The following is a 16,254-nucleotide window of genomic DNA, read 5'->3' as shown; positions in this document are numbered from 1 at the left end:
TTAATTACTGGATAAAGTTGATCACTTCTTCATAAAAATCCTTTGGATTTTCAGCATGTAGCCAATGACCCGCATCATTTATGGTAACAATTTCAGACTGTGGAAAATGACGACGAATTATAGCCTCGTCTTGTGGTCCTATATATTCTGAACGGTCACCTCTCAAAAATAGAGTGTCCTTGTTAAAGGTAGCATGCATTGGCAACGCCTCACCTACTTCAGATACATTTTCTTTTAGTACAGGGAGATTTATTCTTAAGCCTAGCTGGCCTTTTTCAACCCAATACAAATTTTTTAGTAAGAACATTCGCGTTCCTATTTCTGGCACAAAATCACTAAGTACTTGATCTGCTTCTCCTCGGGTTTTGATCTTCGAAAAATCTAATTGACTTAATCCATTCAAAATAGCATCGTGATGCACCGGATAGTACCGTGGTGAAATATCAGCTACCAATAGTTTACTTACCAAATCCGGATAGGTTGTGGCGAATAGCATGGCCGTTTTACCACCCATTGAATGCCCTAGTAATGTGATATCAGCTAAATTATGGGTATTGCAATACTGCAATAGGTCTTCAGCCATCAGTTCATAATCAAAATTCTCATCATGAAAACTACGACCGTGATTGCGTTGATCTACCAGGTGCACTTCAAAATTAGACTGAGAAAATTGCCGCGCTAAGGTTTTCCAGTTATCTCCCATTCCTAGAAATCCGTGCAGAATAAGAAATGGTTTTCCTTCACCTATAATGTTTGAATGTAATATCATTTGAGCTTTTCGAGATACATTTTAATCACATTTTCAACACCCATATATAAGCTTTCAGAAATTAAAGCATGCCCGATAGAAACTTCTAAAAGTCCAGTGATGTTTTCTTTGAAATAAGCAATATTATCTAAGGAAAGATCGTGCCCAGCGTTAACTCCAAGCCCAAGCGCATTTGCTAAACCGGCGCATTCCATATAAGGTTGAATAGCCGCTTTATTGCCTAAGCCGTATTGATGAGCATAGGCTTCGGTATATAATTCAATACGATCGGTTCCTGTTTCCTTGGCGCCTTCAATTTGATGCAGATCTGGATCAACAAAAATGGATGTTCTAATACCACTTTCTTTAAACGTCTGAATAACATCAACCAAGAAATCTTTGTGCTTAATAGTATCCCAACCGGCATTAGAGGTAATAGCATCTACAGCATCCGGAACCAAAGTGACTTGGGTTGGCTTGATCTCTAAAACCATTTCTATAAATTTTGGAATAGGGTTGCCCTCAATGTTATATTCAGTATAGACTTCTGGTTTTAAATCATAAGCATCCTTGTAACGAATATGACGTTCATCTGGTCGAGGATGAATGGTAACTCCCTCAGCCCCAAAACGCTGAACATCTTTTGCAAATTGAACCACATTAGGTACGTCGCCTCCTCTGCTATTTCTAAGTGTTGCGATCTTATTAATATTAACGCTTAACTTTGTCATTCCATTAAATTTTGAAACACAAAAATACAGAACTCATCTTGGGTTTTTATGGTTATTTTTGATTAATTTGCAAGATATTGAACCCACGTTATGCACTTACAGGAATTTATAATAAATGATATAAAACCATTGAGTATCACTGATAAAATTAGCGATCTACAAATGCTGTTCAATCAGTTGACCTACTCGCATATTCCTATTCAGAATGATGGTGTATATTTGGGTTGTATTTCTGAAACCGACGCCCATTGTTTTGATGGTGCTAAATCTATCAATGATTGTAAATACACTATTGAAGGGTTTTACGTTAGGCCAACCACAAATTGGTTAGACGTACTCGAGGCTTATGCTGAGCACGACTGTAATATTATGCCTGTTCTGGATGATAATAACACCTACTTAGGGTATTACGAACTCAATGATATTATTCATTTGTTCAACGAAACTCCGTTTTTTTCTGAACCAGGTGGCATTATTGTAATTGAAAAGGGTATTAACGATTATTCGTTTAGTGAAATTAGTCAAATTGTAGAATCGAATGATGCGAAGTTATTAGGTGCATTTATTTCAAAGATGAGCACAGATCTACTTCAGATTACACTGAAAATAAGTAATACTAGCCTTAACGATGTCATTCAAACCTTTAGACGCTATAGTTACAATATTGTATCTGGCCATGAGGAAGATTCTTATATCGAAAGTCTTAAGGAACGCTCACAATATTTAGACAAATACCTAAATATGTAATTATGAAAGTTGCAGTTTACGGTCAGAATTACGCGAAAGATTCTACTCAAAAAGCATTCGAGATCCTTCTAGAAGTTTTACTAGATCATAAAGTTGGAATTTTTGTAGAGCAAGATTTTCTGAGTCAGCAAAATGAAGCTATTCAAAACAGTTCGGCCGTAAGGACGTTTTCAGAATTAGACAATAGTTATGATCTACTTATAAGTATAGGTGGTGATGGTACAATACTTCGAGCAATAACCTATGTAAGAGATTCTGGCATTCCGATAGTAGGTATCAATACAGGGCGCTTAGGGTTTTTGGCCACTATTCAAACTGAAGAAATCGAAGAGGCTCTTTCTGAAATATTCAAAAACAACTATAAAATTTCTGAACGTTCCCTATTGAGCGTCACAACAGAGCCTTCGAATGGCGCCATCGAAAACACAAATTTTGCACTTAATGAGATCGCGTTAAGCCGAAAGAATACCACCTCCATGATTACGGTTAAAACACATCTTAATGATGAATACCTTACCTCATATTGGGCTGATGGTCTTATTCTGTCTACGCCAACAGGTTCAACAGGATATTCTCTAAGTTGCGGCGGACCAGTAATTGCGCCAGATGCTAAAAATTTCGCTCTTACGCCCATAGCGCCACATAACCTCAGCGCACGTCCATTGATCATCCCTGATGACACAACCGTGACTTTCAATGTTGATGGCAGAGAAGATCAATTCTTAATGTCTTTAGATTCGAGAATTGTAACACTACCAAATTCAACAACGGTAAAGGTTCAAAAAGCAGACTTTAGTATAAGAATGGTAGAGCGCCTAAATGAAACCTTTTTAGATACCCTCAGAAAAAAGTTACTTTGGGGCGAAGACCGACGTAACTAAACTACGCTTTCATACAATAAAAGCCCATAAATACTGTTAATCTGTAAGACATTTTCTGTCAAATTATTATAGGCTAATCATAATTGTTATATTTGCGAACTTTGAAAAATTTATGAGGTATTTTTTCCTAATTTTTACAAGTATTTGCTTCCTTCAAAGCACTGAAGCCCAAATCTATGAAGTGGGCGTGTTTGTTGGTGGAAGTAATTTTATTGGTGATGTTGGTGCCACCGATTATATATCTCCAAATCAGGCCGCCTTTGGCGCTATTTTAAAATGGAATAGAAGTCCACGACATTCATTTAGAGCTTCATTTATTTTTTCTGATCTTGAAGGAATAGATGGTAAATCAGATGATCCAAGACGTATTCAGCGTGGCTATTCTTTCAATACTAGTATTTTTGAATTCTCAGCAGGAATGGAATTCACCTTTTGGGAATTTGACCTGCATACCAGTGGCATGAAAGGAACACCATATTTGTATTCGGGTATTTCGGTTGCTAATCACGACAATTATTTTTTTGATCAAAATGGTGTCTATACTCCCGAAAACACAAATAGTTGGGCTTATGGTATTCCCATGGTTTTAGGGTATAAAACCAACATAAGTAATCATTTTGTACTTGCCGCAGAAATAGGGGCACGATACACCTTTTCGGATGAGTTAGATGGTAGTGTTCCGGATGGAGAATTTAGAGATCAATTTAGTTTTGGTAACACAAATAGTAATGATTGGTATGTATTTTCAGGAATTACCTTAACTTACACCTTTGGAAGACGACCTTGCTATTGCAATTTTTAAATGGAGCTGAAAGAACAAATACACAAAGAAAAACTTCCTAATCATGTCGCCATTATCATGGATGGCAACGGCCGTTGGGCAAAACAAAAGGGATTTATGCGTGTTATTGGTCATGAAAATGGTACCAAAGCCGTAAGAGAAGCCGTTGAGGCAAGTGCCGAAATCGGCATAAAGAATTTAACCCTTTATGCCTTTTCAACAGAAAACTGGAAACGCCCAAAGCTAGAGGTTCAGACCTTAATGAAACTTTTAGTTAAGTCCCTAAAAAAGGAAATTAAAACACTTCAAGACAATAATATTAAACTTTCGGCCATTGGATCGCTTCATGATTTACCTCAAAAGGCACAACACGAACTGTTAGATGTTATAGAAAAGACAAAAAATAATACAAATATGACATTAACATTGGCTTTGAGCTACGGATCTCGTGAAGAAATTGTTAATGTTATTAAAGAATTATCAGTTAAAGTTAAAAATAATATAATTTCTCCCGAAAGTATTGATGAATCCATTATAAATAAGCATCTTTACACGCAAAATTTACCAGATGTTGACCTGCTAATTCGCACAAGCGGTGAACAGAGAATCAGTAATTTTTTGCTATGGCAAATAGCCTATGCAGAATTGTATTTTACAGATATTTTATGGCCAGATTTTAAGAAAGAAAATCTGTATGAAGCACTCATAAATTATCAAAATAGAGAACGAAGATTTGGAAAAACAAGCGAACAACTTACTTAATATTAGTCAATCAAAATCCCTTGCAACTTTAATAATAACCCTAATACTATTTAGTCTTTCATTTAATAGTTATGGTCAAGGAAGTGGCGCTACATATTTAATTAAAGAGATTACAGTAACTGGTAATACCAACTTTAGTCCTCAAACTATAATTGCTTATTCGAAGCTGCGTAAAAATGAAGAAATTCAGGTTGGAGGTGAAAAAATTGCCAACGCAGTAAAAACCCTCTGGAAATCTAATTTATTTAGTAGTATAGATATTTACATCACAAATATTGATGGAAATACGGCCGATTTAGAAATAAAACTCATCGATCTACCAGAGTTAAAAGATGTCACTGTTCTTGGAGTTAAGAAAGGTAAAATAGACGAGATTATTAGCGAAAATAAGCTTCAGGCCGGGCAAAAAGTAACTGAAAACCTTATTGCTACAACCAGAAATTACCTTACCAATAAATATAAAAAGAAAGGCTATTTAAATACTAAGGTTAATATTACGACTTCAAAAGTTATCGACTCTATCGAAAAGGAACGTGTGAACATGGTAGTGAAAATCGATCGCGGTGAGAAAGTAAAAATTAGAAAGATCAACTTCATCGGTAATGATAAAATCAAAGCGAAAAAACTTCGCAAAGCGATGAAGAACACCAAGAAAAAGAATCCGATTCGCATTCTTAAACGTTCGAAATATATTGAAGAAGATTTTAGAGAAGACCTTGTTAGTGTTATTGATAAGTACAAAGAAAACGGGTATAGAGATGCACGAATCATTTCAGACTCAATCATCTATAATAACGACAAAACCATAAGCTTAGATATCAGAGTAGAAGAAGGCGAAAAATACACCTTCGGAAAAATAGACTTTGTTGGAAACACGGTTTATACAGATAAACAGCTTGCCAATTTCCTAGGTATTGTTGAAGGTGATGTATATAATGGTGTTGAACTTAGAGAACGCATCGATGATCCTAACGATCCTGATGCTGCAAGTTTAACCAATGCCTACCAGAACACAGGTTATCTGTTTTCAACTATTAATCCGGTTGAAGTAAGTGCTGAAGGCAATGTTATTGATATGGAAATTCGTATTTCTGAAGGTAAACCGGCCTACTTTAATAACGTAACCGTAGTAGGAAATGACGTCACAAATGACCACGTTATATACAGAGAAATAAGAACTCGTCCGGGAGAGCTCTACAGTAAATCTCAAATTATCAGAACCCTTCGAGAATTAGGGCAACTTGGATTTTTTGATGCACAGCAGCTTGTTCCAAATATTAAAAATCCAAACCCAGTTGACGGAACTTTAGATATAGAATACGAAGTTGTTGAACAAGGATCTAGCCAAATTCAATTACAAGGTGGTTACGGTGGCGGTGGATTCATTGGTACATTAGGGTTATCCTTCAATAACTTCGCTATCAAAGATATTTTTAACAAAGATGCCTATAAGCCAGTACCAAGAGGTGACGGACAAAGTTTAGCATTACGTTTGCAGGCGAGTCAGTTTTTTCAAACTTATAGTTTCTCCTTCAGTGAGCCATGGTTAGGTGGTAAAAAACCATTCCAATTATCAACGTCGGTCTCGTATTCAAGACAGTTCTTATTCGATCCACAGACGCGTAGAGCTGATAGAGACAGACGATTCAATATTCTTGGTTTAACTGTTGGTGTTTCAACCAGATTGAACAAACCAGACGATTACTTCTTACTATCGCAAGCTATCAGTTATCAGAATTATGACCTAAAGAATTACAATACTGGTTTATTTACTTTCGGTGATGGTACGGCGAATAACCTTTCGTATACCATTGGCTTAAGTAGAAACAACCTTTATACTGACCCGATTTATCCAACTGGTGGATCTAACTTTACCGTTTCAGCGAAATTCTCATTCCCTTATTCATTGGTAAACGGTGTGGATTACAAATCACTTCGTGAAGAAAGAGATCAATTAGACCCATCAGACCCTGAAGATCTTGAGCGTATTGGTGAAATAGATCAGGAACGATTTAAATGGTTAGAATTCTATAAAATTAAATTCAAGGGAGATTGGTATACAGAGCTTACTAAAAAACTTGTATTACGACCGAGTGTAGAATTCGGATTCCTTGGCGCCTATAATAACGATAGAGGCGTTATTCCTTTTGAACGTTTCTTTGTTGGTGGTGACGGTTTAGGAAACTTTGCCCTAGATGGTAGAGAAATCATTCAGCTAAGAGGTTACCCTAATCAGTCGTTGTCGACTCAAGATGGTGGCTCGATCTACAATAAGTTTTCTCTTGAATTACGCTACCCTATTACCTTAGGGCAACAAGCAAAAATATACGGTTTATCATTTATTGAAGGTGGTCAATCTGTTAATAGCTTTAGAGATTTCAATCCTTTCGACCTTCAGAGATCAGCAGGATTGGGTATACGAATTTTTATGCCAGCATTCGGACTTTTAGGTATAGACTTCGGACATGGATTTGACCCTGTTCCTGGAGATACTCAAAAAAGTGGTTGGCAAACGCACTTCATTATTGGACAACAATTTTAAGTTTGGCACGATATTTTCTAATCTGTAAATAACGATTTCATCATGATGTTAAAATTTTTAATCATTTATTTCGTTACATTTGAAGCCAAATAGCACTAATCACAAAGAAAAGTTTGGTTAACCAAAAATGTCTCAAAACAAAAAATTAATCATGATGAAGTTTAAAGTTCTTTTTTTATTGGCAGTAATCGGTCTGACGAGCTTTAGTGTTAATGCACAACGTGGTGTTAGAATTGGCTATATAGATACCGAATATATTCTTCAAAACGTCCCTGAATATCAGGAAGCCTCAGCGCAATTAGATAAAAAAGTTCAACAATGGAAAGTAGATATTGAAAAGAAACTTGGTGTTATTGAACAAAAAAAGAAGGAATTAGAAAACGAGAGTGTACTCTTAACTAAGGAACTCTATGAAGAGCGTATGGAGGATATTTCTTTTGAAGAAGCGGAAATTTTAGACTATCAGCAAAAACGATTTGGCCCAGGCGGTGATATGATCATTCAGAAAAGGCAATTAATTGAGCCTATTCAAGATCAGATTTTCGCAGCGGTTCAACAAATAGCTGAAACAAAAAAATTCGATTTCATCTTCGATAAGTCGGCAGATGTTGTAATGCTCTATTCTGCTGAACGCTATGATATTAGTGAGCAGGTATTAAGAACAATCACAAGAACATCGCGTCGTAATCAGGCAAAAAATAAAAAGGAAATTAAAGAGCTTGAAGACGAAGAAGTTGTACCTGTGGTAAGCGAAGAGAAAGATGAAAAACAGAGAGCCTTAGATGAAAGAAAAGCATCGAGAGAAGCTGAATTGGCTGCAAAACGAGCAGAGCGTGAAAAAGCTTTAGAAGCACGAAGAGCACGACAAGATTCTATTAGAGCGGCTAAAAAGCGTGAAGCTGATGAACGTCGCCAGAAAGTTTTAGATGAACGTAATAAAAGGAAATCTGAAACTGAGGAAACAAAGACCGAAGCATCTAATACAGGAGAACAACCTAAAGAAGATGCTGCTAAAAAAGCAGAAGACACCACTGAAAAGAAACCTGCAACGAAAACAGATTCAACCCAGGCTAAAAACACAGTGAAAAAAGATACGACCGCTGCGAAAAAACCGTTAACAGCGGCTGAAATAAAAGCAAAGGACAGAGAACGAAGACGTAAAGCTTTAGAAGAACGCAAGAAGAAAATACAAGAACAACGTAAAAAAGCACGCGAAGAGCGCGAAAAACAATTAAAACGAAGAGATTCTATAGCGAACGCTAAGAAAAACGAAGGAGAAAATAATTAATACTTATAACACACAAATACAATTTAGAAAAAATGAAAAATTTCAAAACGTTATTACTTGCTACGGCACTATTTATAGGAGCAACAAGCCTTATGTCTGCTCAGAGTAAGATTGCGCATATTAATACACAGGAATTAATACAGGCAATGCCAGAATATAAAGCTGCACAAGCTGAGATTGAAAAATTAGGCAAAACTTATGAAGCTCAGATTCAGGATTCTTTAAAAGAATTAGACAACAAGCTTAAGCAATATAACGCTGAAGCTGAAAGCCAGACTGAAGAGACTAATATTGAGCGTATGAAGGAAGTGGAAGGCATGAAACAAAGCTTAACGCAATTTCAACAAACTGCACAACAAGATCTACAGAAGAAAGAATTCGACCTTTTAAAGCCGATTACGGAGAAAGCTAAAGTAGCTATTGAAAAAGTAGCAGCAGATCAAGGATTTGATTATGTTTTAGAGGCAGGTGGTTTAATTGTTGCTAAAGGAAAAGACTTAATGGCTGACGTAAAAGCACAATTAGGAATTTAAGAATACAACACATAAACAGATAAAAAGTCGCTTATTCCAAGCGACTTTTTATTTTTGTGATAATTATGAGCAAACAACCTATTGGCATATTTGACTCCGGTGTAGGTGGCACATCAATATTCAAGGAAATAGTAGACCTACTTCCTAATGAAGATTGTATTTATTTAGCCGATAGTATAAACGCGCCTTATGGTAACAAACCTGCGGATAAAATTGTAGAATTAAGTATCAAAAATACCGAGTTATTGCTCGAACTTGGCTGTAAACTTATTGTTGTTGCTTGTAATACAGCGACCACGAATGCCATTTCTTATCTAAGGTCTCATTACGATGTACCCTTCATTGGAATTGAACCAGCCATTAAACCAGCCGCTCTTAATACCAAAACAAAAACGATAGGCGTTCTTGCCACCAAGGGCACGCTTAGTAGCCATTTATTTCATAAAACATCAGATTTATACGCAAGTGGCATTAAGGTGATAGAACAAGTTGGCGAAGGTATAGTACCGTTAATAGAATCTGGCAAATTGAATTCTGATGAAATGAAGAATTTGTTGAATTCTTATTTAGAACCCATGATTCAAGAGAATATTGACTATTTGGTACTTGGCTGTACGCACTATCCTTATTTAATTCCGATGCTAAAAACGATGCTGCCTAAGGAGGTAACGATTATAGATTCTGGCTTGGCTGTGGCCAAACAGACCAAAGCTATTCTCGAGAAACATCATATCTTAAACCAAGCTAATAGTACATCAGCAATTAAGTTGTATACTAACGGAAATCTTGAAGTTCTAAATACCTTATTAGACCATCAGTTTGATACGGCTTATCTCGATTTTTAGTAAGGAATTCTCATTAAAGGTTACTAAGAAGACATGACCTTCATCTTTGTTTATAATGCCAACTCTGGAAAGCTAAATGCATTGTTAGATACAGGGCACAAATTATTGAATCCATCTACCTACCCTTGCAGTCTTTGTGCGCTTACTTATGACACGTTTTCTGAAAATAATCTTTGGAAAACATTCAGAATTGAAAGTAAGGCTGAAATGATTTTTTATCACAAAGATGAATTTGAAGCAGAATTTCCTGATGCTGACATTAGCTATCCTTCCGTATTAAAACTTGAAGATCTTCACCTTTCAACACTTCTGAATAAAGATGACTTGAATGAAATACCTAGCGTTGAACTATTGATCGAAAAACTGAAGACTATTCTTCCTTAAACCAGCTTGAATACTTCATATAGTTATTAGCTATCCTATTGATCTCTCCTGAAATCAATTCAGCACTAATATCCTTAACCTTTTTTGCAGGTACGCCAGCATAAATACTCCCAGACTCTACGATGGTTCCTTTTGTAACAACCGCACCAGCTGCTATAATACTATTGCTCTCAATTATACAATTATCCATCACAATACTTCCCATTCCAATAAGAACATCGTCGTGAATGGTACAACCGTGTACAATAGCATTATGACCTATAGAAACGTTATTGCCAATTGTAGTTGGCGATACTTTATAGGTCGCATGAATAACAGCACCGTCTTGCACATTGACCTTATCTCCCATTTTTATAAAGTGAACATCACCTCGTACAACAGCGTTAAACCAAATACTACAATGGTTACCCATGGTAACCTCACCGACAATGGTGGCATTGTCTGCCACAAAACAATCTTCGGGTATTTGAGGATGAATTCCTCTAACTGGTTTTACAATTGGCATATAATTCTATTTAAAATAAGACAACAAATCTGCTTTCTTTGAGGCCGAAACCATAATTTCTTTACCGTTACTTAAGACCACGCTTCCACCCTTTCCTTTTACATATTTCACCACTTCATTTACGTTTACCAAATAACTTTTATGCACACGAGCAAAATTAGCATCCTTCAAACTTTCTTCAATGTATTTTAGTGTTTTACTCACCAATTTCTTCTTATTGTTATTGAGATAGATCTCGGTGTAATTGTCATCGGCCTTGCAGTACATTATGTCTGAGGTGTTCAATATTTCAAAGCCGTCTTGTTGTGGTATCGTAATTTTACCCGCTACCGAGTTGGTTTTTGGCACCAAAACCTGGTCTTGTAGTGCATCTTCCTTGGCTCTAATTTCGGTAACATAATCAACGGCTTTAATAAGCTCATCAATAGAAATTGGCTTCATTAAATAATAGGATGCATGGGCATTTAAGGCTTCTATGGCATAGTGATTATAAGCCGTTACAAAGATGGTTTCAAAGTCGATGTTACCTACCTTATCTAAAAGGTCAAAAGCATTTCCGAAGGGCATTTCAACATCTAGAAAAACAACATCCAATTCGTTATTTCGTATTAATACTAAAGCATCTTCAACGTTACCAGCTTCGCCAATAATATTGATGTTTGGACAATACTTTGTGAGATAATTTCTTAAAATCTCTCTACTGGTTTCTTCGTCTTCAACCAAAATGGCTTGTAATTTCATATCAAACTTTTTTTAATGTCACCACTACTTTTGTTCCTGTATCTTCTTCGTTAGGTCTGAAGTCAGCAATACTAACATCAACCTTATCTTTATACATTTCATTAAGAATGGAAACGCGTTGTTTTATATTGTCCATTCCTTTAGATTTTTGCTTCTTCTGATTAGAGGTTTTAAGGGCTTTTGAACGCTGTCTGCCAATTCCGTCATCAGTAACAATGATCTCAATTTCATTCTTCGATTTTGAATTGACCGAGATATTTAAATGACCCTTCTCCGCTTTATAACGCAACCCATGCCAAACCGCATTTTCGATATAGGGTTGCAGCAACATTGGAGGGATTAAAAACTCTTCAACATTGATCTTATCATCGATATTTATAGAATATTCAAACTTATCTTGAAACCTAAAGTGTTCTAGTTTTGTATACAACTCGAGCAACTCCATTTCCTTCTTTAACGGAATGAAATCTTCTTCACTATTCTCTAAGACAGAACGCATCAAATGTGAAAAATCAGATAAATACTTATTGGCTGTTCGCTCATCATTCGTGGCTATAAAGCTATTTACCGAATTCAATGCGTTGAAAATAAAATGAGGATTCATCTGACTTCGAAGCGATTTCAACGCCAGAAGATTATTTGCAAAACGTTGCTGCCTGATGTACTTAAACATCATAAATCCGGTAATGAGAAACAGCACCAATCCACCAACCAGTGAATAAATAATTAATTTCTGACGCTTATTTTGTTCCTCGGTTAATTCATAAGTTTTTAAAGATAATTGTCTGTCACTCTCTAAGGATGTAATCCTGTTTTGCTGTTCTGCAATACTTCGACTGAAATGAGCAGCACGAGATATTTCTTGTATTTTCTTAGCATACAATTCGTCGACCGTCTTCTTGTATTCATCGAGCCATATTCGGCCTTCTTCAATATTTCCTGCATCAATAAGCGCCTCAGAAAGTTTACGCGTAGCATCTTTTTTCACATCGAGATCGGCATTTTTATCGGCCTCTTCTATACTCTTTCTGAACGACGGAATAGCATTTTCAAGGTCATTATTTAAGAGATATGCATTACCTAATTTATAGTTTTGTTTCTGAGGTGTTAGTGCACTTTCATTAGGAATAACCGAATCTAATTTAATGTCCTCAATACTTTCAAGTGCTTGTTTTCTGAGTTCTATTTCACTGTCGTAATCTTCAATAGCACTATTAAATTCCGCGACCTTAATCTGCTCTTCTACCGCACGCTTTTTGTTTTCTTTGGTCGCCAGATCTAGCGAGCTATCAAAAAATCCTTTTGCCTTTTGAATGTTTCCTTGAAAATTATAGGCCTGCGCAATTTTTGAATTGAGATCAGTGATTTTTGGCGTGATTAAATGTTCTTTTGCTACCGACAGCCCTTTTTCATAAGATGCTACCGCCTCATCAAAATTTTTCGCTTCAAGGTAGGCATCACCCATACCTTCATAAAGCATTGTTTTTTCATAGTTAGAGAGCGTTTTCTCATCTATTTCGCTGTAAGTTTGAATACTTTTTTCGAAGTCGTCATTCTTAAGGTATGCGTTTGCAAGTTTAAGTCGCGCTGAATTGGTCTTGTAATTCTGAAGGCTAATTTTGAAGGCCGTTATGGCCAAATCATATTGTTTCCAATAGATATAAATATCACCTAAAAGCTCGTGAGCTTCACCACTCTGTACGGTTGAAGTATTCACGTTTAGTGCATCACCTACAAATTTTATACTTTTTTCGGCGTCCTTTTTCAAATAATAATCCGCAGAATCAATGTGCCTATTGAAAACTTTTCGACTTTCAAAAGATCTTGAAGTTTTGAATTTATTAAACTGCTCTTGCTGAACTTCGATATAAATACGGTCATTACTTTCAACAATATGGTATATAGGATCAAAGGAGCTATGCGTTATGATGAGCTCATCACCAACTCTGGCACGCACTGAAAATTTACCATTGCTATCTGAAGTGGTGTATTTGCTTCCATTAACCTGAATACTAACTTTTGGTACTGCTTCATAAGTCTTCTTGTCGTAAACAGTACCCCTAATTGTAAAATACACATCCTCTGTACTGCGCTCGAGTTTGCTTCTTCCTGATGTGTTTTTATCCTGTGCTTCTATTAAACCTGACAGTCCAATAACACAAATTAATAATATATAAAGTCTAAATGCTTTCAATTCGCCTTCAATTAATTGTCCTAAACTACATACTTTATTTCATTTCAAAAAATGACTTAGCACATTTCAGAGCCGATTTTTACTAGAAATTCACGCGTTGGCTAACATATTGAAATTACATACTCATTCACAATAGTAGTTTACTCATTTTAGATTTTTATTGTTGTTTTTTCAGCAGAGCTTTACAAATCATTAATAATCAAAAAACAATTCAAAAATGAAAACAGTTTCAAAAGTTTTAGCTGTAGCAATTACCTTATTGTCATTCACGGCATGTCATTCATCCGTAAAAAAGAATACTGAGGATCTAAGTTTGAATACGATCCCAATTCAACCAGAATATCGGGTTGAAAAACCTGAAATTAAAGTAGCTCTGCTTCTCGACACGAGCAATAGTATGGATGGACTCATCGACCAAGCCAAAGCGCAATTGTGGGAAATAGTAAATGAACTGTCTTACGCAAAATGCGATGAGGAAAGTCCGAATCTCAAAATTGCACTATACGAATATGGTAACGACAATTTAAATGCGGCTGAGGGTTATCTAAGACAAGTGATATCCTTTAGCGATGATCTCGATGAGATCTCAAAATCATTATTTTCTTTAACGACAAATGGCGGCAACGAATACTGTGGAAAAGTCATCAAAACGGCCATTGACCAATTAGAATGGGGTGAAAATAAAAAGGACTTAAAGTTTATTTTCATTGCAGGAAATGAACCTTACACACAAGGAAATGTGAGTTACAAAGACGCATCAAAACTGGCGCATCAGAATGATGTTACGGTTAATACTATTTTTTGTGGAGATTACAATCAAGGTATTTCAGGATATTGGAAAGATGGTGCAGACTTAACTCACGGTGACTACATGGCTATTAATCACAATAAAGCCACGGTTCACATTGCTTCACCTTATGATGATAAAATTCTACAACTCAATGAAAAACTCAATAAGACCTATGTGGCTTATGGAAGAATGGGCGAACGTAAAATGGAAATGCAAGCGCAACAAGATTCGAATGCCAGAAGCTATAACAAAGCAAACGCAGTAAGCCGAACGGTTAGCAAAAGCTCTCGACTTTATAAGAATAGCTCTTGGGATTTGGTAGATGCTGAAAGTGAATCTGATTTCTCATATGAAGAGCTTGACAAGAGTCAATTGCCTGAAGAGTTAAAAGGAAAATCTACAGAAGAGATCAAATCTTATGTGAATAAAAAAAGAAAAGAGCGTGAAAAGCTTCAGAAAGAAATTGCCGATTTGAACGTGAAACGTCGCCAATATGTTGCAAGTAAATCAACAAATGATAACGGCTTAGAAAATGCCATGATCAATGCAATAAAAACACAAGCACAGAAGAAAAACTATATTTGGGAAAAGTAGTTTTTAAGATTGAAAAAAGGCTCAATTAAAATTGAGCCTTTTTTTATTAGTTAACCGCCGGACAGTTACATTCAAACTTCTCACGTCTACAATTGAAGTTGTATCCAAGCGTAATCTGATGGAATCCTCCAGTATTAAAATTGATGGTATTTGCTTGATAAGAATACGTATAGGCAAATACAAAGTTGTTATAATCTACACCTATAAATGGCGTGATGTATTGTAATTTTTGACTGCTGACACCACTACCGTCTAGGAATTCAGCACCATCTAAGCTTCGTCTATAAGATAACCCGCCCCAAATTTTACCAAAGTCCATTTCGCGATATACTTTAGCATTGATATCTATAGTTGATTCTTCAGTAGCATCTCTGTACATGTACATTATTGAAGGCTCGTAGCTCCAATCACTTCCATATTTACTGAAGGTATATCCTGCAGATACCAAATAGGTTCTCAAATTATCGAATTCAAATCCTTGCTCATTAAAGTTGATTCCTTCGTTTTTCAAAATATTTTTAACCGTAACATGTGCATAGAAATCCACAAAATGGTATGAAAATCCAAAGTCAATATTGAAGTTTGTTGCACTTTGCTCGATCCCTGCAATAAGCTGATCGAATTCCCCTGGCGCTAAAAAGGTAGTTTCATCTAATTTATATTGAAGAATTCCTGCACTCAATCCAAACGATAACATATTAAGATCGATCTCGTTTCTCGAAAACATCAAATGGTATGCAAAAGTAGCATAAGCACCTACGGTAGAATGGAAACCGTTGGCATCATTGAATAATATTCCTCCAAGGGCAACAGGAGATTCTCCCATTCTTCCATTGATACTAAGCGTTTGTAAACTTGGTGCATCATCAACGCCAAACCATTGTTGTCTTGCTGTTAAACGAACCTTAGCACAATTCGCAACGCCAGCCATAGAAGGGTGAATTAAATAATAATTATCTAATAGATAATCTGAGTAAATCGGAACACCTTCTTGTGATAGTCCAATATTTGCAAATAATGCTGTTAATGCTACTAAACAAAACTTTTTTAATCTCATAATTTATTTATCGTTTCAAGGTAAAATGGGCTCTTAGTTCTTTACGTTGACCTGTGGTAGGTTCGTCGTACTCTACAACAAACCAGTAACCGCCCGTTGGCATTCTATTGCCATTATAGGTACCGTTCCAT

At 36.1% G+C, this 16,254-nt stretch carries 17 protein-coding genes; 10 read left to right on the top strand and 7 right to left on the bottom strand.

Annotation, left to right across the window (positions count from 1 at the left end):
* Positions 1–4 precede the first annotated feature (4 nt).
* Together DDY94_RS14025 and DDY94_RS14020 are read right to left on the bottom strand one after the other, a co-directional pair.
* A complete protein-coding gene (locus DDY94_RS14025; RefSeq protein WP_111685071.1) occupies positions 5–769 on the bottom strand; it encodes an alpha/beta fold hydrolase in 765 nt (254 codons plus the stop codon).
* A complete protein-coding gene (locus DDY94_RS14020; protein ID WP_111685069.1) occupies positions 766–1,479 on the bottom strand; it encodes a pyridoxine 5'-phosphate synthase in 714 nt (237 codons plus the stop codon). The genes DDY94_RS14025 and DDY94_RS14020 overlap by 4 nt, the downstream gene beginning before the upstream one ends.
* 90 nt (positions 1,480–1,569) lie before the next feature.
* On the opposite strand from DDY94_RS14020, the gene DDY94_RS14015 reads away from it, so the two are divergent.
* The 9 genes from DDY94_RS14015 to DDY94_RS13975 all read left to right on the top strand — a co-directional run bounded on the left by DDY94_RS14015 (position 1,570) and on the right by DDY94_RS13975 (position 10,242).
* Positions 1,570–2,226, top strand: coding sequence for a CBS domain-containing protein (locus tag DDY94_RS14015; protein WP_111685067.1), 657 nt, complete (start codon positions 1,570–1,572; stop codon positions 2,224–2,226).
* A 2-nt stretch (positions 2,227–2,228) separates the two neighbouring features.
* Positions 2,229–3,107: an NAD kinase gene (locus DDY94_RS14010; RefSeq protein WP_111685065.1), complete on the top strand. Its 879-nt coding sequence runs from the start codon at positions 2,229–2,231 to the stop codon at positions 3,105–3,107.
* 112 nt (positions 3,108–3,219) lie between these two features.
* Positions 3,220–3,909, top strand: a complete 690-nt coding sequence (gene porG, locus DDY94_RS14005; protein ID WP_111685063.1) for a type IX secretion system protein PorG — start codon at positions 3,220–3,222, stop codon at positions 3,907–3,909.
* Positions 3,910–4,650 carry an isoprenyl transferase gene (locus DDY94_RS14000; protein ID WP_111685061.1) on the top strand — a complete coding sequence of 247 codons (741 nt, stop codon included), beginning with the start codon at positions 3,910–3,912 and terminating at the stop codon, positions 4,648–4,650.
* Positions 4,622–7,192 (top strand): BamA/OMP85 family outer membrane protein, encoded by a 2,571-nt coding sequence (locus tag DDY94_RS13995; RefSeq protein ID WP_111685059.1) that lies wholly within the window; start codon positions 4,622–4,624, stop codon positions 7,190–7,192. The genes DDY94_RS14000 and DDY94_RS13995 overlap by 29 nt, the downstream gene beginning before the upstream one ends.
* Before the next feature lie 151 nt (positions 7,193–7,343).
* On the top strand, positions 7,344–8,480 hold the full coding sequence (locus tag DDY94_RS13990) for an OmpH family outer membrane protein (protein ID WP_317047187.1): 1,137 nt from the start codon (positions 7,344–7,346) through the stop codon (positions 8,478–8,480).
* A 32-nt stretch (positions 8,481–8,512) separates the two neighbouring features.
* The gene (locus tag DDY94_RS13985) at positions 8,513–9,013 is read left to right on the top strand and encodes an OmpH family outer membrane protein (RefSeq protein ID WP_111685057.1); all 501 of its coding nucleotides are present in this window, start codon (positions 8,513–8,515) and stop codon (positions 9,011–9,013) included.
* Between the two features lie 65 nt (positions 9,014–9,078).
* Positions 9,079–9,858: a glutamate racemase gene (gene murI, locus DDY94_RS13980; protein WP_111685055.1), complete on the top strand. Its 780-nt coding sequence runs from the start codon at positions 9,079–9,081 to the stop codon at positions 9,856–9,858.
* Positions 9,859–9,891: 33 nt separating this feature from the next.
* Entirely contained in the window at positions 9,892–10,242 is a 351-nt protein-coding gene (locus DDY94_RS13975; protein WP_111685053.1) for a GTPase, read from the top strand.
* Here DDY94_RS13975 and DDY94_RS13970 read toward each other — a convergent pair.
* From DDY94_RS13970 to DDY94_RS13960, 3 genes are read right to left on the bottom strand one after another with little or no spacing between them, the layout of a single operon-like run.
* Positions 10,229–10,747, bottom strand: coding sequence for a gamma carbonic anhydrase family protein (locus DDY94_RS13970; protein WP_111685051.1), 519 nt, complete (start codon positions 10,745–10,747; stop codon positions 10,229–10,231). The genes DDY94_RS13975 and DDY94_RS13970 overlap by 14 nt on opposite strands.
* Positions 10,748–10,753: 6 nt before the next feature.
* Positions 10,754–11,488, bottom strand: a complete 735-nt coding sequence (locus DDY94_RS13965) for a LytR/AlgR family response regulator transcription factor (RefSeq protein WP_111685048.1) — start codon at positions 11,486–11,488, stop codon at positions 10,754–10,756.
* A 1-nt stretch (position 11,489) separates the two neighbouring features.
* On the bottom strand, positions 11,490–13,682 hold the full coding sequence (locus DDY94_RS13960; protein ID WP_111685046.1) for a histidine kinase: 2,193 nt from the start codon (positions 13,680–13,682) through the stop codon (positions 11,490–11,492).
* A 217-nt stretch (positions 13,683–13,899) separates the two neighbouring features.
* On the opposite strand from DDY94_RS13960, the gene DDY94_RS13955 reads away from it, so the two are divergent.
* Entirely contained in the window at positions 13,900–15,066 is a 1,167-nt protein-coding gene (locus tag DDY94_RS13955) for a vWA domain-containing protein (RefSeq protein WP_111685044.1), read from the top strand.
* A gap of 46 nt (positions 15,067–15,112) precedes the next feature.
* Here the strand turns inward: DDY94_RS13955 and DDY94_RS13950 are convergent, their stop codons facing one another.
* Positions 15,113–16,123 (bottom strand): PorP/SprF family type IX secretion system membrane protein, encoded by a 1,011-nt coding sequence (locus DDY94_RS13950; RefSeq protein WP_111685042.1) that lies wholly within the window; start codon positions 16,121–16,123, stop codon positions 15,113–15,115.
* A gap of 7 nt (positions 16,124–16,130) precedes the next feature.
* Positions 16,131–16,254: T9SS type B sorting domain-containing protein (locus tag DDY94_RS16355; protein ID WP_157957332.1), on the bottom strand; the 124-nt coding region annotated here is incomplete at its 5' end.

The sequence above is a fragment of the Winogradskyella tangerina genome, from assembly GCF_003260205.1.
Classification (GTDB): domain Bacteria; phylum Bacteroidota; class Bacteroidia; order Flavobacteriales; family Flavobacteriaceae; genus Winogradskyella; species Winogradskyella tangerina.
Note: the sequence above shows the minus strand (reverse complement) of the source record. Positions and strands in the feature narration are given on the sequence as shown.